The organism is Nostoc sp. (assembly GCF_036917515.1).
Taxonomy (GTDB): Bacteria; Cyanobacteriota; Cyanobacteriia; order Cyanobacteriales; family Nostocaceae; genus Nostoc.
Genome location: NZ_JBALDE010000025.1, coordinates 92373 through 116457 on the forward strand (window position 1 = coordinate 92373; position 24085 = coordinate 116457).

Here is a 24085-nt window from a genome sequence, read left to right on the forward strand (position 1 = left end):
AATCGCATCTGTCTTTAGAGATAAATTGTAATTGTCTTCGGAAATACATTTTGTAATGCCTTATCGATTATTTAAATATAGATGTCCGTACAAGTATCTGCTCTTTAATGATAATTCTCTAATCCTAAGCGATCGCTATTTCTATTTAATGTCAGCAAACAACCAAGAGTTTGCGCTATAACTGCAACGTTCAGAGATTCCGTTTACTATAAGACTTGTAAATTATTAATAAAAAAGTAATAATTTATATAAATAAAACTTTAGATTTTGTAGCTTTCTCTGGACACAAGATGTATGCCCTTTATGGAACTGGGATTTTCCTGGAACCAAAGGAATTTTTTGATAACTCCTACCCTTATCAAATCGGGGGTGGAAATCTGCTTTATATCACTATAAACCTAGAAGAGATCAGGCGTTTTTATACAGAACAGCCCATGACCCTGGAACACCAAACGCAATGGGTGCGATCGCCATTGTCAAGGTGATTTAAATTATTGAAGCAGTAGGGCGCGATCACATTGCTCAATGAGGGGTATTCCCAGTCTGAGACTGGGAACGAGGCAACCTAAATTTGATGTTTTTAGTAGTGCCCACCCTACAGTTATTACTACTCACAATTACGAATTACGTAGCTTGCTTCTTGCCTTTAGCGAGTATTACGACTTACGAATTATTCGCTCAAGGTAGCCATCGGGGATGAAATCCGGCTAAGGGAAGTTGTTCTGGTCTAATTTCAACAGTCGCAGCATCAGCGATGGGCAACAAAGGCATTAACCACAGGCTACTGGTAGCAATAACATCTCCGTCATCAGTTTTCAAAGCGTTTGTGGGTAATGATGCTGTTGTGTTTGTCTGCGGTACTACTTGGTCAAATAACAAGCCCAAACCGTCGGCAGATAAACTCATTTGCACATTTCGTTGAGCGGGAGGCAGTACTAACAGTGGTTTTTGTTGCCCAGTTTTCAAATCAATTGCCACCACATAGGGCTGTTCTATGTATTGTTCTTTAGATACTAGTTGTGTTAGCAAGCAATAGAGGGTGGGTGAGGCGATGTCAAATTGGCAACTGATTATTGAACCTGTTGTTTTTAATAGCTGTTTCTGTACACCTTGGTTTGTCACCAAAAATAAATCCCGCGTGTAATCTGTATTAAACTTTACCATTGCTGCTTGAGAGCCATCTTTGGAGAAAGCCTGTACCAAACCAAACTGCGGCAGAAAATCTAGGGGTTTACTGGCATCACCTTGCAGTGGTAAAATCGCTGCTCCTTGTCCTTGGGCAACTGCTACGGCTTTACTATCTGGTGTCACCATAAAGTCTCCCCCTGGTTGGCTTTTTAGACGTTTCGGGGTGGGTTTTTCTGCTGAACCATCACTGGTTGCTGGCATAAACCATAGTCCAAAGTCGCCAGGATTAGTTTTATTTCCCCGCTGGATGACAATAGTTTGCCCATCAGGTGATAAGTCAAATTTCAGGTTTTGATAATCTTTACTATCTAAAGTCAGGTCAACTTTGCCTTCTAGTTCTGCTTTTTGTCCAGATTTAGCAGAAACGCCTGTTGTCACCGTATACAGTTGGGCCGAAAGTAAGTCTTGATTGTTTGCGGCGCGAGCAGAAAATAAAACTTTCTCCCCATCTGGAAATGACTCAAAGTCGATTACTATCAGGTCTTTAGGGGTAAGCACCCTTTTTTGCTCTTGGGTCAAGTTGTAAAGAACTAACCGTCCCTGTTCTTCTCGATCGGTTCCGATGTAAAGAATTACGCGATCGCGTGTCCGAAAGCCACCTGTAAAAGGCTGTATGACGCGATTTTTGCCTTCTTGCTCTGCAAATTTATCTTTAGCTCCCTGTAACTGCACTTTATAATTTGTGCCATAGGGTGCTGGTGTCACCAGTGTATAAACCATCCGCCGCCCTGCCCAACTGAATTTACCTGCTAGGGGTGGATCGATTTTCAAGTTATCCTCGACGCTTTTTGCTTCCATTGGGCGGCTGAAGGTGAGGGTGAAGGAATTATCTTCTGCTCCAATTTGTTGATTTTGCCAAGTAAATTCCCGGACACGAGCAGTTACCACATCACCTTGCAAGATGATTAACCCAATCAGCACACTCAAAAGTAGCATTAGTGCGATCGCTATACGATCTAGTGGTTGGATAAATGCTTTAGATTTAGTCATTGGTTATGAGGCATTGGGCATTGGGCATTGGGCATGGGGCATTGGTCGTTAGTTATCTACAAATGACAATTGACAAATGACTAATGACTAATAACTATAAGGATTTTGGGGTTGAGGAATCTTTTTGAGAGAGGTAGCGGCAATGGTAAGTTGGCGTTTACCTGCCAAATTTTCTGTTACCATTTGTCCTTCTACTTCCAGCCAGGTATCAGCAGAGTAAGGCTCTTGATTATTTGGGAGTTTAACGGGCAATCCCACTGGGTAAGCATCTGCTGCACAGCAAGTTAAGACAAATCGAGCTAAAAACAAATGTTCTTTTCCTATATCCGGCGGGTGGATGACAAATCCCTGCACCTTGACTTTTTGCCCTGTATATGTATCCGGCTCTGGATAGACATTGACGGTGCGTACCCAATCTACAAGCGATCGCTCCTCTGGACGAACAGTAGCCCGAAAGGCTTGAGGTTTAACACGTGTGCTTCCCAATAAATCAGCCGTTACCCCTCTTTGGAGTGCTTTATCACTGGCAAAAACTTGCGGTGTAATGATAAAACCTAGAATCGCTGTAGTCAACAACAAAGCACTGCCCCAACCAGGGGGAAATAAACTACTATGCGGGGCACTTGGTGTCACATCACGGCGACGACGTTGCCAAAGTTCCTGCATCTTGAAGAAACCAATAACAATCAAGCTAATACCAGTTACAACTACGAACCAAATGTAATTTGGATGAATCAACAGGTTCAGCTTATTAGTTAGCCAATATCTCAACATTAAAGTGCCCCAAGCTGTAATTGCTAAAGCATCCAGCCAAGGGAGTAATAGATTTAGAATTTTAGATTTGGGATTTTTGTTAGTCATTGGTCATTGATCATTGGTCATTAAACAAAGGACAAAGAACAAATGACTAATGACAAATAATTTTTTAAAAGACATGCAAGTTCAGAAAAAGGGTGAAGACAAATGTTAACTGTGCTGCTAAAGCAAATAAGTAAAAAACTGTTTTAGGTTTGAAAATGGATAACATCAAACCAATGCCTTTGATGTCAATCATTGGACCAAACACTAGAAATGCCAACAATGAACCGCTGCTAAAGGTTGAGGCAAAAGATAGGGCAAAGAAAGAATCAACTGTAGAACAAATAGACACGACTACTGCTAATATCAGCATGACCACAATTGAGGTAATCGGCCCAGCACCCAAACTGAGAATTAATTCACGGGGAGCTAGGACTTGAATAGCAGCAGCGATCGCACTTCCAACAACCATGACTCCACCGAGTTCTCGGAATTCTTGAATGCTATTATCCACAACTAGACGTAGTTTCGCTGCCAGCGGTTTGTTGGAAGTAGAGACTGATGTAGGTGGGACTACAAAATTAGCATCTATCCGTAGAGGTATACCTGTTCCTCCTAAGATGTAAGTCCCAGATTGCAAGATATTTGGTATTGTTGGTTCCTCTTGTGCTTGGTAAGCCTTACCACGGCGTTTGGTTTCAGACTGCGCGGGTGGATTAAACTTCACATAACGAGCGATCACAGGTTGGACTATGGGATTTAAGTCCTTTTGAAAACTGAAAACATACCCGATAATTGTGGCAATTGCTAGGGAAAATACGACTCTTAAGACCACTATTTCTGGCTGATCTCGAAATGCTGTCCAAGTTGACCAAATTACAATTGGGTTAATTGTTGGTGCTGCTAGCAAAAAACCAATTGCCACTGGTGTGGGTACTCCCTGAATTAGGAAGCGCCGTGCTACTGGTACATTCCCGCACTCACACACCGGAAATAAAAAGCCGATTGTGCTGCCAACTAAAGCACCTAGCAGCGGATTTTTGGGCATTTTTTCTACTAGTTTGCGCTCATCAACAAAAAATAGCAGCAAACTGGAGAATAAAACCCCAAGAAGCAAAAAAGGCATCGCCTCGACTAGCAGACTTAAAAATAGCGTAAAACCATTGTTCAATTGATTCATGGGCGTCGCAGTCAAAAGCGGTTTTTAGTTTTAGGGTTCTGCCTAGTCATTCTATCGAAATGGGGATCAAAAGCAGTTCGGGAAAATTAAACATCATTTATGTAGCAAGTTATCCTACTTCCAAATAACGGTTGAGCGCTACAAACCTTGGTTTTACACAAGTTCGGGACTTTTAACTGAGTGCATTTACTGACGATGGCCATTTCTAAGATTGTCTAAGTTCAGAAATTGTTCCCATTTAGAGGGCAAGTAACTGCACATATGATTTAAAATTACCTATGTTTATACTTACAGTAATTTGCTGGATAAGATATTAGTTCGGCTGTATTTTCATCAAGTATTCACAGTTCTTCAAGATTTGGGTAGGCGTAGCCCGTTGTAGACATCGCTGTTGGTTGCAGTTATAGCAAAATTTCATCTGAGCTTTGGTTGATTTTTTACTACAAAAACTCTCAAAAGGCAAGACCAAAGTTTAGCAGATACAGGAAGTGATTGGGGAAATTTTGTGGCGTTAGCTATAGCCTAACTTTCTACATGATCTGAAAAATTGAGTGATAGGGAGTCACTAAGCCTTGGAAGGAGCGTCAAAATTATATCCCCGACTTCTTAAAAGGAATCGGGGATATAGTCTACTCTTTGACGATTATTTTGTCCAATTGCTGTTAATTACGTTTTGTGGGAATCCCCCAAATCTTGATTTGTTGATCGAATCCACCACTGGCAAGAATTTTACCATTTGGACTAAAAGCGATCGCGCTTACCCAGTCTGTATGTCCATTGAGTGTATTTATTAACTCGCCTGTGGTTAAATTCCACAATTTAATTCCATCTCTGCCTGCACTAGCAAGAGTTTGTCCATCGGGACTAAGAGCGATCGCATTTACCCAGTTATTATGTCCTGTAAGAGTGCGGACTAATTCTCCAGTATTAATATTCCACAGTTTTATGGTGCGATCGTGGCTAGCACTAACTAATGTTTGTCCATCTGGCGTAAAGATTACAGCGCTAACAACATCGGAATGAGCTGCCAATTGACTGATTAATTTACCAGTACTCAAATTCCACAGCTTGATTACACCCTTATTATCACCACTAGCCAAGGTCTGTCCATCAGGACTAATAGCTAAAGTATAAATCGAATTATCAAAGCGTACTATAGTCCCTAGAGGACGCTGCTGTAGCAAATCCCAGAGACGAATCCCATCTAAAGCTCCACTGACGAGAACTTTACTATCAGGAGACACCGCTAAAGATAATACGTTACTGGTATGTCCGACAAAAGAGCGGCTAAATTTTAAATTTTTCAAGTTCCAGAGGTTAATTGTATCGTCATCGCTACAACTAATTAGCGTTTGCCCATCTGGTGAAATTACTAAAGATTCTACGGCTTCTTTGTGTGCTTTGTTAATAGTCGCTAACTTTTTACCCTTTGCTAAATTCCACAGGCGAATTATACCTTCGTTTTCTGCACCTCCACTCACAAGAATTCTGCTATCTGGAGTGAAAGCAAGGGATTTAATGGTTCCGTTATGTCCGATGAGTGTGTAAAGCAGTTGAGCATTAGCAAAGTTGGTATTAGCTGGGAAGTTTGGCGTTACTTCAATGGCAGCATGAGCTTGATGAATATAAAACCCTTCCCAGGTAATCACTGGAAGGGCCACAGCTGCCATAAATGCCAGGATAATATTCGGCCGGAGAAATTTACCGCCACCTCTTCCCTCACTACTCACTCTTTATTCCTCACTTTTTATAGATACAGTTAAACCCAATGAATCAACTCAAAATTCAAAATTAAATACAGCCACCCACAAGGGTTGGGGTTTCCACCTACCAAGTGATACAAGGATTTTTTCGCCCACGTTAGCGTAGCGGGACAAAGTCCGGGGCGAGGTTTTAAACCTAACTTTTTTTCGTAAATTTTGCAGAGTTATTACTTGAATAACTCTGCATATCTTAAAGAGGTGGTTTTTTCTTAGAAACGCTTAACATTGGTAAAGGCGCAGTAGAAGAACGAGAGGGCAAATAATGTTGCACTACAGGCTCCTCTGGTAAGGCACGACGCTGCTGAAAACGCCACAACTTAAAGCCTAGCGCTATTCCTGCCGTTCCTAAACCAAAAGCAAACAACGACCAGCTATCATTTAATCCGCCAATCATAGCATCCATAACACCCATCGTTATCAATACACTGATTAGTGGCTCTTTTCGGTAGGTTGACTTCAAAAAACGAGGTAATACAGCATTCATCACAGCTTGGTTGGTTCCAGTTCACCTTTTGTGTATATTTACCAAGAATACCTCACCCATAATTTGCCTTTCTCATTCAAGGCAGACACTAATTTATGATTTTTTAGTAGGGCGAGGAAATTTGCTCATTAATCGCCTTGCATATACTAGTTGCAAGTCTATGATATTTTGATCGCTAATAAATATTTAGATTCCTCTCTTGCTTACATTCTAGAGCAGTTATTTATGAATAAGTTTAATTAATCTATCTAGAGCGAAGTACGCCGCTATCAATATATTGAAGTCAAAACCAACTGGTTGTTCCAGCTGGTTGAAACTCTTTTAATTACTAGCTTACAACTTCAAGATCGTGTTTGTTGATAGCACTACTTCAGACCCAGCCATGATAGCACCCCTTGATTGGTAACATATTCAATCACCAGCATCAAACCAAAGCCAATCATTGCAGCTCGACCATTCAAGCGTTCGGCATATTCGTTAAAGCCAAACTTAGGCTCTTCTAGTTTAGGTGTAATTGTTGGTTGTGTTTGTGTCATGTTTTTAAGAAACCTTTTTTTGGCAAACGGGACTTGATATCAGACTTCTAGTAGAAGTCAGGGAATGTAGGTATAATCACTACTTACTTTTGATGGTATCTGAAAAACTTCTCTTTAAATCTCTCGTATAAAGAGAGATTTGAATTTCTACAGATGACGTGAAAAGTCAGGATAGCTTAAAAGCGGCGTTGCAGTGCTTGAATGCCAAGATGACTTGATAAATTCAGCAAGAGCTTTCTACTAATCCACTACATCAACTTTGGTGGATGAATAAGTTTGTAGTTAGGACTTTAGCCCTCGCTACGAACTCCGCAAGGTTGGCTTGATAGAATACTAGTAGGGAGCAATACAATCGTTTTTTTAATAAATTGTTACTATTCTTTATATATTGTATAAATACTGGGGCAATAGTCAAGGGTAAGAGTTTGGGCTACTCAGATTGAATTGAGAAAGTTAGAACAGAAGTTAGGTATCTCTAATCCAGCTATCTCTAATACGGAACTAGCAAGATGGAAATAGCAAGCTTGAAATTGCAAGGCTACAGTTAAACAAAAAAAATTATCTGAGGCGATATATGGAAATCGGCGTTCCCAAGGAAAATAAGGATCAAGAGTTTCGGGTAGGGTTAAGTCCTTCTAGCGTGCGGGTGCTGCGAGAAAATGGTCATAGCATCTTCGTTGAGACGCAAGCAGGTAATGGTGCTGGATTTTCTGATGATGATTACAGAATTGCTGGAGCCGAGATTGTCCCTACATCAGAAATGGCTTGGAATCGGGAATTGGTTGTTAAAGTCAAAGAGCCACTGACCTCTGAGTATAAATTTTTGCAAAAAGGGCAGATATTATTTACTTATTTACATTTAGCAGCCGATCGCAAATTGACAGAGCATTTAATTGATTGTGGCACTTGTGCGATCGCTTACGAAACTGTAGAACAACCTGGTGCTAACAGATTACCCTTGCTCACTCCCATGAGTGTAATTGCTGGTCGGCTAGCAGTACAATTTGGGGCGAGATTCTTAGAACGTCAGCAAGGTGGTAGAGGTGTACTTTTGGGCGGTGTCCCTGGAGTTAAACCAGGCAAAGTAGTAATTTTAGGTGGCGGCGTTGTCGGCACAGAAGCAGCTAAAATTGCTGTAGGCATGGGTGCGAACGTGCAGATTCTAGATGTGAGTGTTGAGCGCTTATCTTACTTAGAAACACTCTTTGGGTCTAGAGTCGAATTGCTTTACAGCAACTCTGCTCATATTGAAGCCGCAGTTATTGAAGCCGATTTGCTTATTGGTGCAGTTTTAGTGTTAGGACGTAGAGCACCAACACTAGTATCTCGCGAATTTGTCAAACAAATGCGTCCTGGTTCGGTAATAGTTGATGTTGCCGTTGACCAAGGCGGTTGTATAGAAACCTTACACCCTACATCCCATACAAATCCGGTATACCTTGAAGAGGGTGTGGTGCATTATGGCGTTCCTAATATGCCAGGAGCAGTACCTTGGACAGCAACTCAGGCACTTAATAATAGTACATTACCTTATGTTGTCCAGTTGGCGAATTTGGAAATTTTGGCACTGGAAGTTAACCCAGCATTGGCTAAGGGTGTGAATGTGCAGAATCATCGCTTAGTGCATCCTGCTGTACAAGAGGTATTCCCTGATTTAGTCAATTAAGGTATGCAAGTGTTAGGCGATCGTTTATTTTAATGGTAGTAGCGATCAGTAACTAGACTAATTTTCTTGCCAAATGCGCGGATGGGTAGGTGTACAAAATGAGAAGGGGTAAAAAAGGCTGTATGCTCCATGTATATAAGACTTGAGGGCAATGGTACTTTCAAACCATCCGCGCACCTTATGGAGACTGGTTTTTAGCGATTTGTATCTTGTGATATGACTATTCTGTTTGTTTTGAATTCGTTCATTCGCACAACTAAACCTTGAAATTGCAATTCAATAAAATCTTTATTAGGGATTGAAACGAGTTTTTCAAGTCTTTACACTCAACTGCTAAAGTTACCGATGCTTCAGAGCGCGATCGCTTTGATAATGAAGGTATCAAATTTAACTTAGAGCAGTGATTAAGAAATTGATTGCTTTGTGTCTTTTGCCTTCTGCTGTTTGCCTTCCCGTTAATGCCCAGATCGCTAATCAATGGATACCTATAGCCAAAGGAGCGCAAGGTGAGATTTTTTCCATTGATAAAAATAATATTCAGTCAAGTGGTTCCGCTTATGGCTTTTGGGTGCATATAGATCACACTCAAGGAAACATATCTGCGACTCGGATATATATGGCAGCTGATTGTGGTACTGATGCAATTCAGTACGCTTGGATAATCGAAGCCAACCAAAGCGGGCAAGTAACAAAAAATGAGCGGTTAAATATGCCAGCAATGCAAGTTCAGTCGGGGACAGTAAACAGTCAGTTAGTAAATGCTGTTTGCACTGGTTTTTCTACAGACCCCCAGTTAGCAGCATTAACAAGAAGGGCACAAACAAACGCGGAAGCAATTACTAAGGCGATGCAGTCTGTCGCAAATATGTATAAGTGATTATCTTACATTATCGCATTAGTATTCATATCCCTATTAGATAAATCGCCTTTTCAACCCAACAATTCGTCTACAGCTACACTAAAACCCAGTAGTACTTTTTGAGTACCAACCACATCACCAGCTTTAAACCCGCAAACCTGATTATCAGTCATAACAAAAACTAACCAACTTTCAGGAAATACTAGCCAAACTTCCTCACAACCAGACTGCAAATACTCCTGCGCTTTAAGAAATAATTCTTCAGCTAAATCAGTGGGTGAAACTATCTCAGCAATCAAAGGGAAACTCTGGGGTAAAGTGGGAACATTGCCAAATTGAGCTACCAATTCAGGCGTCAGATAAGCCACATCAGGACGCCGACCCTGTTTAGATGTGCGACAAGGTACTTCAGTGTAACCCTGTTCTGTCACTCTCCGAAAAGTTTTGCCATTTCTAAATTCTAGAGCTTTTGTATAACAGGCGATTGCGCGATTATTTTCTAATAACAAATACAAGACCGATTTTTTTCAATAGTATAGCTTGTATTGATTGCCTCATGGGGCTTTTAGCGATCGCCCTGACGGAAAGTGACAGAAGAGGGATAAACTTTCCCACCTAATTGATTAGAGTTGATGTAACTTCAACGCAAATACAAAGGATCGGATTGATAGGTAAAAACTGTCTGCCAGTCTGTCTGTGCAAAATCACGCATTAGCAAGCAGTGTGTTTCTAATATCATGTCTTTTTTTATAGGCAACTTTTACCACATTTACGTTAGCCAGTGGAATAATTGGCGTTGCTAAATTCAGCTATGAAAATGATTTTGCGTGATTTCAAAATTTTTATAAAAACGTTACATTGCAACGTCTTTACACCTAGATTCATACATTTAACTAGCAACGCCGAATAATTAAGTTGCCCGATCAATTTTTTGCACTTCTTCGTCAGATAGTTTCATGTTGATAGCACATGTTGAATTTTCAATGCTGGAAACCTTGCTAGCACCCGGAATAGGCAAAATGGCAGGCGATTTGGAACGCAACCACGCTAGAACGATATTATACACCGACACACCTTTTTCTTTAGCTAACTTAGCGATCTCAGAAATATCCTGCAAATCCTGATGGCGACGTCTACCACCAAAGGGACTCCAAGGTAAAAAGGTCAATCCCTGCTGTTCGCAATATTTTAATACGCCATCATTTTCTGGCTGTCGTTGCCAAGGGCTGTATTGATTCTGCACCGAAACAATATCCACCACATCCCGCGCCCGCTTAATTTGTTCAACGGAAAAGTTAGAAACTCCTACAAACCGAATCAAACCAGCCTTCACTGCTTCTTTAACTGGTGCAAGGGATTCTTCAATGGTGTAATTAGTATCGGGAGAATGATATTGCCAAATATCGATGGGTTTAGCACCGCCCAAAGTCTCAAAACTGGCTCGAATTGTTTGGCGCAAATGTTCTGGGTTGCCGTTGCTTGTCCAGTTGCCATTGGGACGCATCAACCCGCCCTTAGTTGCTACAATCACTTGGCTAACATCGTCTTTATAACTACTAAGTGCCTTGTGAATTAGCTGCTCATTGTGGTGTTTATCTGACTCATCTTTGCAGTAAGCATCGGCAGTGTCAATAAATGTAATACCTAAATCCAAGGCACGATGAATAACTTGGATTGATTGCGATTCAGGAGGACGATTAGCAATTGACATGGGCATACCACCCAAACCAATTGCACTTACAAAAATACCAGTTTTTCCTAGCTGTTTAGTTTCCATGCTTTTAGCTATAGCTTTCTGCCCCAATTATCTATCAGTTAGTTATTCATCATAAATCCTCCCTAGTACTTAGACTTGAGGGTGATTGAATGTAATTCTTGTTTCTACTGGGTATGAGAATACCACTTTCTTTGACAGACAAGTGACGATTGACTCTAACTTTTACCTAATAAGGATGACTAACATGAGATTTAAAATTTAATTTTCTGAAAACCATATTTGGTTGCAATGTTAATAAATTTAACTTTTATTTAGGCTTGCAAATATTTAGATCCGTTTGCCCTGCTGTCAAAAGAGGAAAATTTGCGATTCAGTAGAGTAACTTATTAAATCTACGTACGTTTTACGTACGTAGATTTAATAAGCAATTGTGCTGACTAAATCATTTCATCTAAATTTATTAGAAAATTTAGAGATTTAGTTAATAGCCCTCTATAGTATAACCAGCAGATTGAACCATCTGTTTAATTGACTCTTCAGAAGCCGCAGTATCTACAGTTACAGTTTTAGTATCAACGTTCACGTCTACTTTGGCATCAGATTCCATAGTCAGAATAGATTTAGTGATTTTTTTGGCGCACTCATCACCTTTAATATCCGGAACTTTCAATTTAATTGCCATTACCTACCTCATTACGTAAACTTGAATTTACATTTAATCAATATAATATCGATTTTAAGAGTGAGCCTACATCTTACTGGAGTTAGGGAATTGAGCATGATAGAAATAGTAATAAACAATAGTTATACCTAAATTATTATTGACAAATTATTTAGACAGTAAAACAAAATAAAATTCCAAAGTATATAAAGTAATTTATGAAAATACACTTAGTACTACTAATTTATAAAAAGCCGATTTTTTGTTTGTTCTGAAGACTCCACGAGACATTCTTCCTGTTTTTCTAGGCGTTGGTGTTCGACATAGTTGTTCTCGCAGCACTGCCCAATTGTACAAGCGTGTATGTGTAAATCACGAAACTTTTTAATCTATAGTTTTTAATTGATTGTATACTTCAGGTACTTTTGCACAATTTTTGGAGTACATATAGATTTAAAAAACAGCTATCTTGGGGCATAGATACAGCGTATTTCAGGTAAATGAAGTATACGGGTAGGGGCACAGCCATGTTCCCTACGATTATCTGTACCTCACGCCTGTTGCAATCTGCTTGCTGTATACTGCGGACTTTGCGACAAAGACTTTCAGTGACACAATTATGATATGAGTGTTAGACACTGCTAATTTAAGTATTTACGCTAGAGATTGGTTCACGTTGCGAATGGGAACGATTCCTACAATGTACCAGTAGTTGAAATGCGATCGCTAGAAGCAATGAAAAAATTAGCATTTTTCTTTTGACTTATTTTCTCATCTCTAGAATGAGCTGTGATGCTCTAAGACTTCCTAATCCTTCTGTACAAGACGCTATACGTAGTTTGCTTTCCCATAGGGGTAAGCTATCGGTAACGCGCGACTGACTTCAGTATACTGAAGTCATCCTGCTTATAAATATAACCTAGTACAGCACGGTGTAAATAAACCACCCCTACCCTTTGGGAACGCCAAGGGCGAACGAGTGACGCTCTCTACGAGACGCTCTTGCTAGCTTGCAATTCTTACAGAGTACGCAGGCTCGCTCTAAGCGTTGGTGCAGCCTCTCCAAGAGTTGCCATGCCGTTGGCGTACCACTTCGTGGAAGCAAGCTACGTGCAGCGTGTCGCAGACAAGCCTCTCGTTCGCTGTCTTCGTCTCTGAAAGAGAAGAGAAGGCTTTACGCTGCGCTAACGGCAGTTCCTCATCGGGGAACCCCCTGTGAGCGACTGCCTCACCATTCCAAATCAACGAAACGCTTATGCTGTATACCTGTTTGAATTTTGCCTTGCGGTACTAGTCAACTACAAATACCCACTTTGTCAGTTTGTCTAATTAAGATATGTTTGGTAAATAAAATAAGTAGCCTAGATCATCGGCTGTTATTCCACACTTGACATAAAGCATTGTGAGTGCAAAACGTCTGCCAGAAACCATTGCCCATGTCAGAATTACCCGCCAATCCTGGCAACATGGCTTCCTTGAAGGTGAAGTAAGTGCGGGTGAGTTTGAGTGGCATTTCCAGTGGCATTTTCGCCGGGGAGAACTTGCCGTCAAGCCTTCCCAAGGTCGCGCCTTAATCAAAGAACCTCTTGGTCGATTCTTGGAGCAACAAGATTACCAGCTAGAACCTGGAGGAGACTATGCTTTTACAATTCGGGCAGAACTTTAAAAGTTAGGGAGTTATTCAATTTTGAATTTTAGATTCTGGATTGAAGAAAAAAGCGTTCGACTGAGCGCTCATACTGAAGTCTAAAATCTAAAATTGGCTGGTTGCTGATTCAGTGAGGCGATTTAAGTATCTTTCAATTAAAAGGATGGCAACAATGTCATCTATGGGTCTTGGAGGCTGTCGTAGACCCTGTGGTAATAGCTTGATTAGTCCTTTGGGCGGAAACATTTGCCAATAGCGATCGCGTGCTTCTAAGGTTGTGTAGCGCTCATCCACTAAAATAATACTCAACGGTTCTGTCAATTCTTGATATAATTTCTGTCTCCACTGTTTGGCTGTAGTTTGGTCGCCCATGACCATCAAGGAGATCGGAAACCTTTGACGCAGTGTCTCAATGGTAGTGATCGCCTTTTTTGCTAGCACGACTTGATGATAATACAGTTGCCGATCCAGTCCCATCACCGCTAAACCACACTTATCTCGACCTGGATCAAACCCTAAGATGACTGGTTGGGTTGGTGAAAATTCACGGAAATTCATAATAAATTAAAAATTAGAAATGTACCCTTACAGGGATCTTGCTACGCGTAGTGTCTGCTAAATAAAAAATGCAGCAGCAGCAACTATTCTGGCTGCTGTTCAATATGTTTAAATCTTACTAATAACAGTGTGCAAATAATTTTTTAAGTACTAAAAATAATTTTTCCGTTAACTATTGCCACCAATTTTACTCTCAATGGACCGGCTGTATAAGTATCCTCTGCTGCGATCGCTTTGATCTCCAAGGCTTGATTATACTGTCTTAGTTGGCTGACAAAGCGCAGAAAAGTCCCCTCTACCTGCACATTTTCAACAATTCCGGCATTACGGGCACGAAATTGGGAAGCAGAAATCAGTATTTCTAGGCGCTGCTGTAACTGATAAGATGTCATGGTTTTAGAATCAGCAGTAGTCGTGGCTAGCACCGCGCCTCCCGAAAAAACCAGTTGATTCTGGGCTGTATCCGCGAAAAATTCTATCTGCTTTTCTCCCCTGACGTAATTACCAGCAGAGAAAATTCGCACGACGTATTCTTTACCATCGCCAATCTGCTTGCTCAGTTGATCGACCCTATCCTGGGTCACACGCAGTAGCTCTACATTTGCAGGATTTGCACCAGGCTCGCTTAATTCGAGGTTGGCGTTGCGATTGGCTTCTTGTAAAAGTTGTACCACTGCCTGATGAGCAGCAGCAGGTTGAGTAACACGAATTACAGCAGCGGACAGAACTTGACCACGAACTAAGGCCAGCTTACCCAAACGCAGGTCGCGGTAGGACTGATAATATTTTTCCAGTCTGGCAACTTCCTGTTCTAGTTCCTCCTGTTGTGCTTCCAATTCTTTGAGGCGCGATTCCCGTTTGGCAATCACTTGCTCTCGCGCTGTAATTTCTAGATTACGCTTTTGAATTAGTTGATCCAGTTGGGAAATTTTTTGATCGCGCACTTGTATAGCTTCTTGACGGTTAGCAAGTTCGCGATCACGTTTTTCAATTGCTGTTTTGGCTTCGTCAATGGCTTTTTTTGCTTCTGCATAAAGCCGTTGACGTTCTGTCTTCAGTAGTTCAACTGCCGCCTGTAGTTCCTTTCTCTGGTTGTAAACACTTTGTAATTCAGCTATGGCTTTTTGGTATTGAGTCACAACGCGATCTAGCTGACCTTGAGTGCGTTGGAGTTGAGTTTGGGTTTGGGCTTGTTGATTAATAGTGCGGTTCAGCTGGGCTTGCGTTTCCCTCTGTTTGGTATTTGCCGCCTGCAAGGATTGGTTAATTGCCTGCAAGTCTTGTTGTGCCTTTGCTTGAGCAATTCTTGCTTGGTTTAGCTCGCTCTCTACTTGACTTTTCTGAGTTTCTGCGGTTTTTAGCTGTTCTCGCTTCTGTCTGAGGTCTGTTTGAATATCCTCTAACTCAAAGACTCCTTTTCGCAAGCCTTCGTCGGCAGCGAACAAAATACCTAAAGTTGATGCTGAAATTAAACCACCAGTAAAAATTGTTACTAATACAGCTGTATTTTTCGGACGGAGCTTAAAAAGTGAGAGGCGGGCTTTGCCAACTCGTGTGCCGATGCGATCGCCGACAGTGGCAATTACGCCTCCCAGAATCAAAATTGCTGCGATGAGGATGTATCCGGTGGTCATCTTTAGCTACCGAAATCCTTTCAGATACAGCCTACTACTTTTAAGCATTGTCTGGAAAGAAGTGGAAATTGGCAATAGCTGAAATTATTCAATTTTAGATTTACCTCTAGCTATTAGTGTCATTTTTCAAAATACAACACGTGCCAATTCCCCTTTCTCCAATTATTTTTATGTGAACTGCCTACTTAAGGTAACAGGTTTATGCACAGTAATCTTCTTTTTGTGGATAGAAATCATCTTTTTCTCACGCAAATCTCCCAGTAGCCTAGTAACGGTAACACGAGTTGAACCAATTGCCTCTGCGATCGCTTGATGAGATAACTTCAGATCAATTGTGATCCCATCTGCACAAGGAACACCAAAATCCCGACAAAGAATTAACAAAAAACTCACCAACCTAGAACCCATATCGCGGTGGGCAAGAGTTTCAATCATCATCTCCGTTTGTAGAATTCGTGAAGACAGACCTCGCAGCATTAACATTGATAATTCTGGATTTTCCTTGAGTGCTAGCTCCACCTGTTCAATTGGTGCCGACAGTAATTCCACAGGAGTAAATGCAACCGCATGGTAAAACCGATCCGACTTATTTCCTGTCAGCAATGACAATACACCAAAAACACTATTTTCCCGCAGCAACGCTACCGTTATTTCCTCTCCTGCCTCATATACCCTGGAAAGTTTAACAGCACCTTTCAAAAGAAAATAAACTCGTTCGGCAGGATCGCCAGGAAAAAAGATCGTTTTATTGCGTTCAAACGTTTCCACAACTGGCGGAAACGCCCCGGTCGCCATCTGACGAAAAACATTTGCTAGGGCTTTATCTTGTGTCACGATCATCTCCCTTCCCCTACCCAATGCCGGAAAAACAAAAACTGATTACCTAAGAATACACCTGAAAAATGAATAAAGCACCGTCAACCTTTCTGTACTTTCCTATACTCCAACTAATCTCTTCATAACTCTTTGTTTATAATGATACATAATTGTTGATCTTTTCAGCTACTAATTGTTGATAAGTAGTTCCAATAGCTGTATTTAAAAGGTTTTTTGAAGAACAAATAAAGATATCTTGAGAATATCTTTATAAAAAATCAAGATTTTTCTCACAGGATACACCCTTAGCAATATTCATTTTTGTCAATACTGTATAAAACAAAGACAAACTAGCCTCAGATTCTAGTATGCTCCTAATGATTAATCGCATTAACAATTTATATGCTAAATCTGACTGGAAAAAATGCCCTTGTTACAGGTATTGCCAATAACCGCTCGATTGCTTGGGGCATCGCCCAACAACTACATAAAGCTGGAGTAAACCTCGGTATTACTTACCTACCAGATGAACGTGGCAAAATGGAGAAAAAAGTCGCGGAGTTGGTAGAACCTCTTAACCCCAGCTTATTTCTTCCCTGTAATGTCCAAGATGACGAACAAATTAAATCTACCTTTGAGACAATCCGCGAACAGTGGGGAAAGCTAGATATTCTGATCCATTGTCTGGCCTTTGCCAGCAAAGATGATTTAAGTGGAGATTTTAGCCAAACCTCTCGTTCTGGCTTCAACACTGCCTTAGAAATTAGTACCTACTCACTAGTGCAGTTAAGTGGTGCAGCCAAACCTTTGATGACAGAGGGAGGTAACATCGTCACTCTGACATATTTAGGTGGTGTTAGGGCAATACCCAATTACAACGTTATGGGAGTTGCTAAAGCAGGGTTAGAAATGAGCGTGCGTTACCTGGCTGCTGAACTAGGACCGCAAAATATTCGCGTGAATGCTATCTCAGCAGGTCCTATCCGTACTTTGGCATCTTCAGCAGTGGGTGGGATTTTGGATATGATTCATCACGTAGAAGAAGTAGCTCCCCTACGACGCACCGTCACTCAGTTAGAAGTGGGTAACGCTGCAGCTTTCTTATGTAGTGATTTGTCCAGTGGGATTACCGGACAAATTCTCTATGTAGATGCAGGATATGAAATTATGGGAATGTAAGATCATTTGGAGAGTGGGGAGTAGGCAGAGCAAGCGAACAAATCCTAATTCCCAATTCTCCATTTTCCATCCCTCATTCCCCATTCCCCATTCCTCATGCAAACAACTAATCACCAAGTTAATTCAAACTACGATCGCTTAACCCAAACCTCTCGGATTGCCACTGTTCATCGCACCACTGGTGAAACTAATGTGCAAGTTACCATCAATCTGGATGGTAGAGGAATTTGCACAGCAGCAACAGGTATTCCGTTTTTGGATCACATGTTGCATCAAATTGCCTCCCACGGGCTGATTGATATAGACGTCCAAGCCAAGGGAGACTGGGAAATTGACGATCATCACACCAACGAAGATGTAGGCATTACTTTAGGGCAAGCTTTGAACCAAGCATTAAGCAACAGAAAAGGCATTGTCCGCTTTGGTAGTTTCCTTGCACCACTGGATGAAGCCTTAGTTCAGGTAGCGCTAGACTTTTCTGGACGGCCTCACCTTAGCTATGGCTTGCAAATTCCTACTCAGAGGGTAGGAACCTATGACACCCAACTGGTGCGAGAATTTTTTGTGGCACTGGTGAACCATAGCCAAATGACACTGCACATTCGGCAACTGGATGGCATTAATTCCCATCACATCATTGAAGCGACATTTAAAGCTTTTGCAAGAGCAACACGGCTAGCGGTAGAAATTGATCCCCGACGTGCTGGCGTAATTCCCAGTTCTAAGGGCGTTCTATGAAAGGAGTCAAATGGGGCATTAGCCAAACAGGGCATTGGGTTTAGTCTAAACCCCAGTTATAGGGTCCACTAACTTATTTATACTGGAGACTACGGTCAGCCGCTTGGCGATCGCTAAACTCTGCTGATAGTAGTCAATGGCTTTTTTGTAGTCTCCTAGAGAATCGTAAGCAACACCGAGACTCCCTAGTGACTGTTCTTCACTTCAACAGTCTTTGATTTTTCTGGCGAGCGCTAAAACTTGTTGTGAGTACTCAATAACTCCAGTTAGTAGTCACCCTTGTCCTCCTTGTCTCCGTCATCCCCCCACTCCCCACTCCGATAATTGACACACCTGGTAGTGATGGTTATGATCAGCCTACTGAGTAACTTGTAATTAATATCAAGCTGGTAAATAGTGATTTAACCAAGATGAAGTCTGTTGCAGATGATCTTAGTTCTCAAATTAATACGACAGACATTCCGCCAGTAGTCCTAACTTCTGAGTTGCGAAAAGTCTATCGCACTGGTTTTTGGCTAAATCAAAAAGTTGTATCTCTCAAAAACTGTTCTTTAACAGTTTACAAAGGCGAAACCTTTGGGTTGCTGGGGCCTAACGGTGCTGGTAAAACCACCCTTTTAAAATTGTTGCTGGGAATTATTCATCCCACCTCTGGACGGGGATCGTTGTTGGATAAACCAATAGGCGATCGCAGTGTTAAGCAACATATCGGTTATCTACCAGAAAATCCCTATTTGTATGACTATCTTACTGGCTGGGAATTTTTGCAGCTAGCCGCCGGGCTATTCCAAATTCCCCAAAGTGTCCAACGTCAACGCATTCCCCAACTGCTGGAATTAGTCGGTTTATCGCAAGCCGATGCTCGTAAAAAGCTACTGCGTCGCTATTCCAAAGGAATGCTACAGCGTGTTGGTATGGCACAGGCATTAATTAATGAGCCAGATTTAGTTTTTCTGGATGAACCGATGTCTGGTCTTGATCCGGTAGGACGCTACCAAATGCGAGAGATTATCCTGGCGCTCAAAGCCGCTGGTAAAACAATTTTTTTCAATAGCCACATCCTAAGTGAAGTAGAACAGATTTGCGATCGCATTGCTATCCTCGCTCAAGGTGAACTAATTTGCTCTGGTTCCCTTAATGAACTCTTAGGCCGAAAAAACACATATTATGTCAAAGGTGAAGGTGGTGACTGGGAAATTCTCAAAAAATGGATACCCACTCTCATATTTGAGCCTGATGGTTCCTGGCACGGTACACTACAAGATAATTACTATGATTTTCTTGCCAGTCTTCGTCTGATGGAAGGTAAAATTATCACCATTAACTTGTCACGTCATTCCCTAGAAGAATTTTTTATTCAACAGATCCAAAGAAAAAACAACTCATTGAATTAGTCTTGCTGCCAAATAGTAAATTGTCGACTGGCTTGAAGAACAAAACCCAAATTCTGCCTTTTTAAGTTCTCTTTACCAACGCTACCCACAAAAAATAAAATTTCAACATCTTTTCAAGGTTATTTGTATTTATTTAATAAACTTGTTCCTAATTTTAGTAATTCCTTACTACTCATTATAGATTTTAAATATCATCAAATTAACTTGACAAGAAAACTTTGTTTGTGACTACTTGATTGTTGGCTAAGAGACAATTTTTTGTATAAACTGGGTTGAGTTGCGTAAATCCTATATTTTTTGATATTCCTCTATTCAAGCAACATTAACTTTAAGCTAACTTCACTAAAAATTTAAGTTCAATAAACAAATTTCCTCCGGAAAATCACACTTTTCTAGGAAAATAAGAGTGTCGGGGAACTTGAATATTTAGGTATAGTCAAAATAAAAATGTTTAGACAGTACTTTATTGATTGTAGTTTCAGAGTCTCAAATAAATATGCTTAACAAAAGTTTGTCTAAATTCCTAATTCAGCCAACTGTAGGTATGGCTTTGTTAACTGCTGTCAATGCCGCTGTGTCATCTGCCAGTCTAGCTCAGGGACAACCATTACCACCAACTACACAACCACCAATTACACAAACACAATTAGATACTAATTATTCATTAGGAGGCGGCGATCTCATTCGTGTAAATGTATTTGAAGTACCTGAATATACAGGTGAATATCAAATTCCCCCAGGTGGAGCAATCAACCTACCTTTAATTGGCAGTGTGTCCGTACTAGGGCTAACAACTGAACAAGCTTCTGACGAAATAGCTAGAAGATATGCTCGCTTTCTCAAACGTCCCTTGATCTCAGTCAATCTGTTATCGCCTCGTCCAATCAATATTTTCGTTGCTGGAGAGGTGACACGTCCTGGAGCTTACACTCTAAGCTTGAGCGGAGGCGCAGGGAACAATCCAGGCGTACAATACCCTACTGTATTAGCCGCATTAACAACAGCACAGGGGGTGACTTTAGCTGCGGATGTGACTCAAGTTCAATTACGGCGTAAGATAGGACGTTCTTCAGAGCAAGCTGTCACCCTCAATTTGAAGGAACTCATTCAAACAGGCAACTTATCGCAGGATATTACCTTGCGGGATGGAGACACTATAGTTGTACCAACTGCAACTAACTTCAACGTGGCAGAATCACGCAATATATTTGCATCTAACTTTGCCGCCAGTCAAACCACACCCCGTACAGTAACAATTATTGGTGAAGTAAACCGTCCTGGTTCGTATCTTGTCACCCCAGGTAATACAGATAGCCAAGTAGGTGCAACCCCTAACAGTGGCACTGCCAGCCCCACTGGTTTACCAAATGTAACACGGGTAATTCAATTAGCTGGCGGAATTACAGCACAAGCTGATGTTCGTAATCTCAAGCTACGCCGACCTACAAGAACTGGCTCAGAACAATCTATAGATATTAATCTTTGGCAACTATTACAGAGTGGTGATGCTAATCAAGACATCATTGTGCAAGATGGAGATACGATTGTTATTCCGACGGCAACAGAAATTAACCCCGCAGAAGCTACTCAATTAGCTACCACTACTTTGTCTCCTACACGGATTCAGGTTGGTGTAGTCGGCGAAGTTAAAAAACCAGGTCTAACAGACGTTCAGCCAAATAGCTCTTTAAATCAAGCTATACTCGCTGCTGGCGGATTTAATGATGCTAGAGCTAGTAGTAATGCTGTTGATTTGATTCGCCTTAACCCTAATGGTTCTGTCACTAAACGTATAGTAAAAGTGGATTTCTCTGCTGGGATTAATGAGCAAACTAATCCCATACTCCGCAATAATGACGTTGTAGTAGTCAACCGATCTGGTTCAGCCAAGACTGGCGATACCGTCAACACTATAACTGGACCTCTAGGTGTTATCTTCAATCTTTTGAACTTATTCGGACTCTAGTTTAAGAGATAGATGCAAATTGGGGACGTTGGCCAACCCTCTTCGTCCCTAAAATTGCACTATCCTTTAATCAAAAGCAAGTTACACATAACAAACGCTCCACAAGGCATCGCTTCTTCCAAATTGCATTTTATAGGGGCTGTGATACTGGTTAGGACAAGTCTGCTATAAATACTCTGACAGATGCTCTCTTCTGATTTGCCAATATTCTAAGCTATCTGACCACTTCTACATATCCGTCATTATAATAATTTCAAGTAATATTACTCACAGAGAAATACTATAAAATTTACAACTCTCACTGTAAATTCTTAATGTGCATTGATAGCTTTTGCAATCTTTATTGTAGATACTCGGATTTCTTATGATAATGAGAATATTTTAGAAAACAGATGCCATAAGTACTAGTCCATAACTTATTTTTAGTCATTTAATGATTCTTATTATCATAAGAATTATTTAAGTAAATTAACTAATTGATGACAGATATACTATTTTAACCACAGATATCGCGTATACACAGTAGAATGATGTCGAATTGGAAATGACACCATTTGTGCGGTTGCTTGGTATTCATGGATAAGTAACTCCGGATACTGATATTTTTTATTCAGTGATCTTATTCAGATGTTTGCGATTTTTTGGAACACAAGCTCAAAAGGTGGTTCAGCCATATTTACGCGAAAATGCGCAGGTTTAAACCTATAAAACCGTGTATAAACTTACAAGTGGCAGTGATACGATCGTATCTAATACTGGGTTATTAACTAAGGCTAGAGTTACTGACCGTTAACGATTGAGTTTTTGCAACATACCCTATTTTTCCCTATGATGATTCATGGTTTCGGTTTTCTCAGTTTGAGCGCATCTCTTGTACTTCCCTGGGCATTAACAGGTCTGGTTCAAGGACAGAGAATAACAGAGTCTTTATTTAAAGATGTTCCGCAGTCATCCACTATTCAGGAAATACCACTACCTAACCGCAAGCTGATTAGTCGTATTTCAACTGCGACAACATACTATGTTAGTAGTAACGGAAACGACAGAAATAGTGGGCTTTCTACCTCATCCGCTTTTAAAACACTTCAAAGGGCAGCAAATCTTACTAATCCTGGCGACACGGTACTTATTATGAACGGGGAATACAAGAATAGACCCAAAGATGGGGCTGTACTAGGTATTAAACGTTCTGGAACAGCAAATGCATGGATTAAATATAAAGCATATCCTGGGCATTTTCCAAAAATTCAGCACAATACATGGAATGGTATCTCGATTTCAAATGGAGCTTCATATATCGAGATTAACGGGCTGGAGGTCATAGGGAACAATGCTAAGATGAACTATGATGATGCGTATGCGTCATATCTGTCAAGAAAGAAGAAGAAACCATCAAATCCGCTTACTGACGGAAATTGCATAAGCATAGGAGAAGACAAAAGTCATCCTCATCACATAAATATTCTGAACAACAAAGTGCATGATTGTGGAGGGGCAGGTATCTCAGCAATCCAAACTGATTATGTAAAGGTGGATAATAACACTGTTTTCAATAACGCTTGGTACACAGTTAATGGTTCCAGTGGTATTTCCATGCTTGATAATTGGAGTTCTGACAACAACCAGGGATACAAGATATTTGTGACTAATAACAAGAGCTATAACAATCGAATGTACATTCCTTGGATTGTAGTCGGAAAGATATCAGACGGTAATGGCATTATTGTTGATATTTCAAAAGGATATAGAGGACGGATTTTAATTGCTAACAATATCACCTACAAAAATGGCGGTTCAGGTATTCATGCCCATGATAGTCAGCATATCGATATTATCAACAACACGGCATATTTGAATCAGCAAAGTCCAGAAGTTCAAAAAAAGGGAAAGGGCGAAATTTATGCGGGTTATTCCTCTGATGTCAAAATTTTCAATAACATCATGTATGCTTCCCCTGGTAATGCTGCGAATAGCAATATGAAAAATGTCAACGTCATTTATGATTACAATGTTTATTCCAATAATTCAACGATCAAGATTACAGGATCTCACGATATGATTGGAGATCCAAAGTTTGTAAATGCCTCGGCTCGTGACTTTAGATTGAAATCAACAAGTCCGGCAATTAATAATGGTTTAAAGTGGAGTAGTTTGACAACTGATTTTCTAGGCAATCCTCGTGTGTCCGGTTCTACACCCGATAGAGGAGCAATTGAAAATAGGTAGTAGTTAAAAAGATAGCATTGGGTTGTATGATAAGGTTCTTATTTATACAGAATTTTTGTCTACAACCCAATTGGAGAAGGGCCA

General features: G+C 40.7%; 21 protein-coding genes and 1 pseudogene. 9 read left to right on the forward strand and 13 right to left on the reverse strand.

Annotated features, from left to right (window positions below):
* Nucleotides 1–290: 290 nt before the first annotated feature.
* Nucleotides 291–485, forward strand: a complete 195-nt coding sequence (locus tag V7K89_RS03290) for a hypothetical protein (protein WP_335184315.1) — start codon at nt 291–293, stop codon at nt 483–485.
* 193 nt (nt 486–678) lie between these two features.
* Here V7K89_RS03290 and V7K89_RS03295 read toward each other — a convergent pair whose 3' ends face one another.
* The 6 genes from V7K89_RS03295 to V7K89_RS03320 all read right to left on the reverse strand — a co-directional run bounded on the left by V7K89_RS03295 (nt 679) and on the right by V7K89_RS03320 (nt 6939).
* Nucleotides 679–2178 (reverse strand): Ig-like domain-containing protein, encoded by a 1500-nt coding sequence (locus tag V7K89_RS03295; RefSeq protein ID WP_335184316.1) that lies wholly within the window; start codon nt 2176–2178, stop codon nt 679–681.
* An 87-nt stretch (nt 2179–2265) separates the two neighbouring features.
* On the reverse strand, nt 2266–3039 hold the full coding sequence (locus tag V7K89_RS03300; RefSeq protein ID WP_335184317.1) for a TIGR03943 family putative permease subunit: 774 nt from the start codon (nt 3037–3039) through the stop codon (nt 2266–2268).
* A 64-nt stretch (nt 3040–3103) separates the two neighbouring features.
* Complete coding sequence (locus V7K89_RS03305; RefSeq protein ID WP_335184318.1) at nt 3104–4156, reverse strand: permease; 1053 nt, start codon at nt 4154–4156, stop codon at nt 3104–3106.
* A gap of 662 nt (nt 4157–4818) precedes the next feature.
* Complete coding sequence (locus tag V7K89_RS03310; protein ID WP_335184404.1) at nt 4819–5826, reverse strand: WD40 repeat domain-containing protein; 1008 nt, start codon at nt 5824–5826, stop codon at nt 4819–4821.
* A gap of 283 nt (nt 5827–6109) precedes the next feature.
* Nucleotides 6110–6403 carry a hypothetical protein gene (locus tag V7K89_RS03315; RefSeq protein ID WP_335184319.1) on the reverse strand — a complete coding sequence of 98 codons (294 nt, stop codon included), beginning with the start codon at nt 6401–6403 and terminating at the stop codon, nt 6110–6112.
* A gap of 365 nt (nt 6404–6768) precedes the next feature.
* Nucleotides 6769–6939 carry a hypothetical protein gene (locus V7K89_RS03320; protein WP_099099534.1) on the reverse strand — a complete coding sequence of 57 codons (171 nt, stop codon included), beginning with the start codon at nt 6937–6939 and terminating at the stop codon, nt 6769–6771.
* A 574-nt stretch (nt 6940–7513) separates the two neighbouring features.
* On the opposite strand from V7K89_RS03320, the gene ald reads away from it, so the two are divergent.
* On the forward strand, nt 7514–8605 hold the full coding sequence (gene ald / locus V7K89_RS03325) for an alanine dehydrogenase (protein ID WP_335184320.1): 1092 nt from the start codon (nt 7514–7516) through the stop codon (nt 8603–8605).
* Between the two features lie 400 nt (nt 8606–9005).
* The gene (locus V7K89_RS03330; protein WP_335184321.1) at nt 9006–9482 is read left to right on the forward strand and encodes a surface-adhesin E family protein; all 477 of its coding nucleotides are present in this window, start codon (nt 9006–9008) and stop codon (nt 9480–9482) included.
* 53 nt (nt 9483–9535) lie between these two features.
* Here V7K89_RS03330 and V7K89_RS03335 read toward each other — a convergent pair whose 3' ends face one another.
* From V7K89_RS03335 to V7K89_RS03345, 3 genes are all read right to left on the reverse strand, one after another.
* On the reverse strand, nt 9536–9979 hold the full coding sequence (locus V7K89_RS03335) for a Uma2 family endonuclease (RefSeq protein ID WP_335184322.1): 444 nt from the start codon (nt 9977–9979) through the stop codon (nt 9536–9538).
* A 395-nt stretch (nt 9980–10374) separates the two neighbouring features.
* The gene (locus V7K89_RS03340; protein WP_335184323.1) at nt 10375–11241 is read right to left on the reverse strand and encodes an aldo/keto reductase; all 867 of its coding nucleotides are present in this window, start codon (nt 11239–11241) and stop codon (nt 10375–10377) included.
* Nucleotides 11242–11662: 421 nt separating this feature from the next.
* Nucleotides 11663–11863, reverse strand: coding sequence for a heavy-metal-associated domain-containing protein (locus V7K89_RS03345; protein ID WP_334848121.1), 201 nt, complete (start codon nt 11861–11863; stop codon nt 11663–11665).
* 1381 nt (nt 11864–13244) lie between these two features.
* Here V7K89_RS03345 and V7K89_RS03350 point away from each other — a divergent pair.
* Entirely contained in the window at nt 13245–13508 is a 264-nt protein-coding gene (locus V7K89_RS03350) for a DUF3146 family protein (protein ID WP_069070640.1), read from the forward strand.
* Between the two features lie 87 nt (nt 13509–13595).
* Here V7K89_RS03350 and V7K89_RS03355 read toward each other — a convergent pair whose 3' ends face one another.
* The 3 genes from V7K89_RS03355 to ntcA all read right to left on the reverse strand — a co-directional run bounded on the left by V7K89_RS03355 (nt 13596) and on the right by ntcA (nt 16522).
* Nucleotides 13596–14048, reverse strand: a complete 453-nt coding sequence (locus V7K89_RS03355; RefSeq protein ID WP_335184324.1) for a resolvase — start codon at nt 14046–14048, stop codon at nt 13596–13598.
* A gap of 143 nt (nt 14049–14191) precedes the next feature.
* The gene (locus tag V7K89_RS03360) at nt 14192–15682 is read right to left on the reverse strand and encodes a DUF3084 domain-containing protein (RefSeq protein ID WP_335184325.1); all 1491 of its coding nucleotides are present in this window, start codon (nt 15680–15682) and stop codon (nt 14192–14194) included.
* Nucleotides 15683–15850: 168 nt separating this feature from the next.
* Entirely contained in the window at nt 15851–16522 is a 672-nt protein-coding gene (gene ntcA / locus V7K89_RS03365; RefSeq protein ID WP_094347373.1) for a global nitrogen regulator NtcA, read from the reverse strand.
* 378 nt (nt 16523–16900) lie between these two features.
* On the opposite strand from ntcA, the gene fabI reads away from it, so the two are divergent.
* Entirely contained in the window at nt 16901–17677 is a 777-nt protein-coding gene (fabI, locus tag V7K89_RS03370; protein ID WP_335184326.1) for an enoyl-ACP reductase FabI, read from the forward strand.
* Between the two features lie 96 nt (nt 17678–17773).
* Nucleotides 17774–18415, forward strand: a complete 642-nt coding sequence (hisB, locus tag V7K89_RS03375) for an imidazoleglycerol-phosphate dehydratase HisB (RefSeq protein ID WP_335184327.1) — start codon at nt 17774–17776, stop codon at nt 18413–18415.
* Between the two features lie 45 nt (nt 18416–18460).
* On the opposite strand, the pseudogene V7K89_RS03380 reads toward hisB, so the two are convergent.
* Nucleotides 18461–18598 (reverse strand): annotated as a pseudogene (locus V7K89_RS03380) (tetratricopeptide repeat protein); the annotation flags it as partial.
* 227 nt (nt 18599–18825) lie between these two features.
* On the opposite strand from V7K89_RS03380, the gene V7K89_RS03385 reads away from it, so the two are divergent.
* The 3 genes from V7K89_RS03385 to V7K89_RS03395 all read left to right on the forward strand — a co-directional run bounded on the left by V7K89_RS03385 (nt 18826) and on the right by V7K89_RS03395 (nt 24001).
* Nucleotides 18826–19809, forward strand: coding sequence for an ABC transporter ATP-binding protein (locus tag V7K89_RS03385; protein WP_335184328.1), 984 nt, complete (start codon nt 18826–18828; stop codon nt 19807–19809).
* A gap of 496 nt (nt 19810–20305) precedes the next feature.
* Nucleotides 20306–21775 (forward strand): SLBB domain-containing protein, encoded by a 1470-nt coding sequence (locus tag V7K89_RS03390; protein WP_335184329.1) that lies wholly within the window; start codon nt 20306–20308, stop codon nt 21773–21775.
* A gap of 828 nt (nt 21776–22603) precedes the next feature.
* Nucleotides 22604–24001 carry a right-handed parallel beta-helix repeat-containing protein gene (locus tag V7K89_RS03395; protein ID WP_335184330.1) on the forward strand — a complete coding sequence of 466 codons (1398 nt, stop codon included), beginning with the start codon at nt 22604–22606 and terminating at the stop codon, nt 23999–24001.
* Nucleotides 24002–24085: the final 84 nt, after the last annotated feature.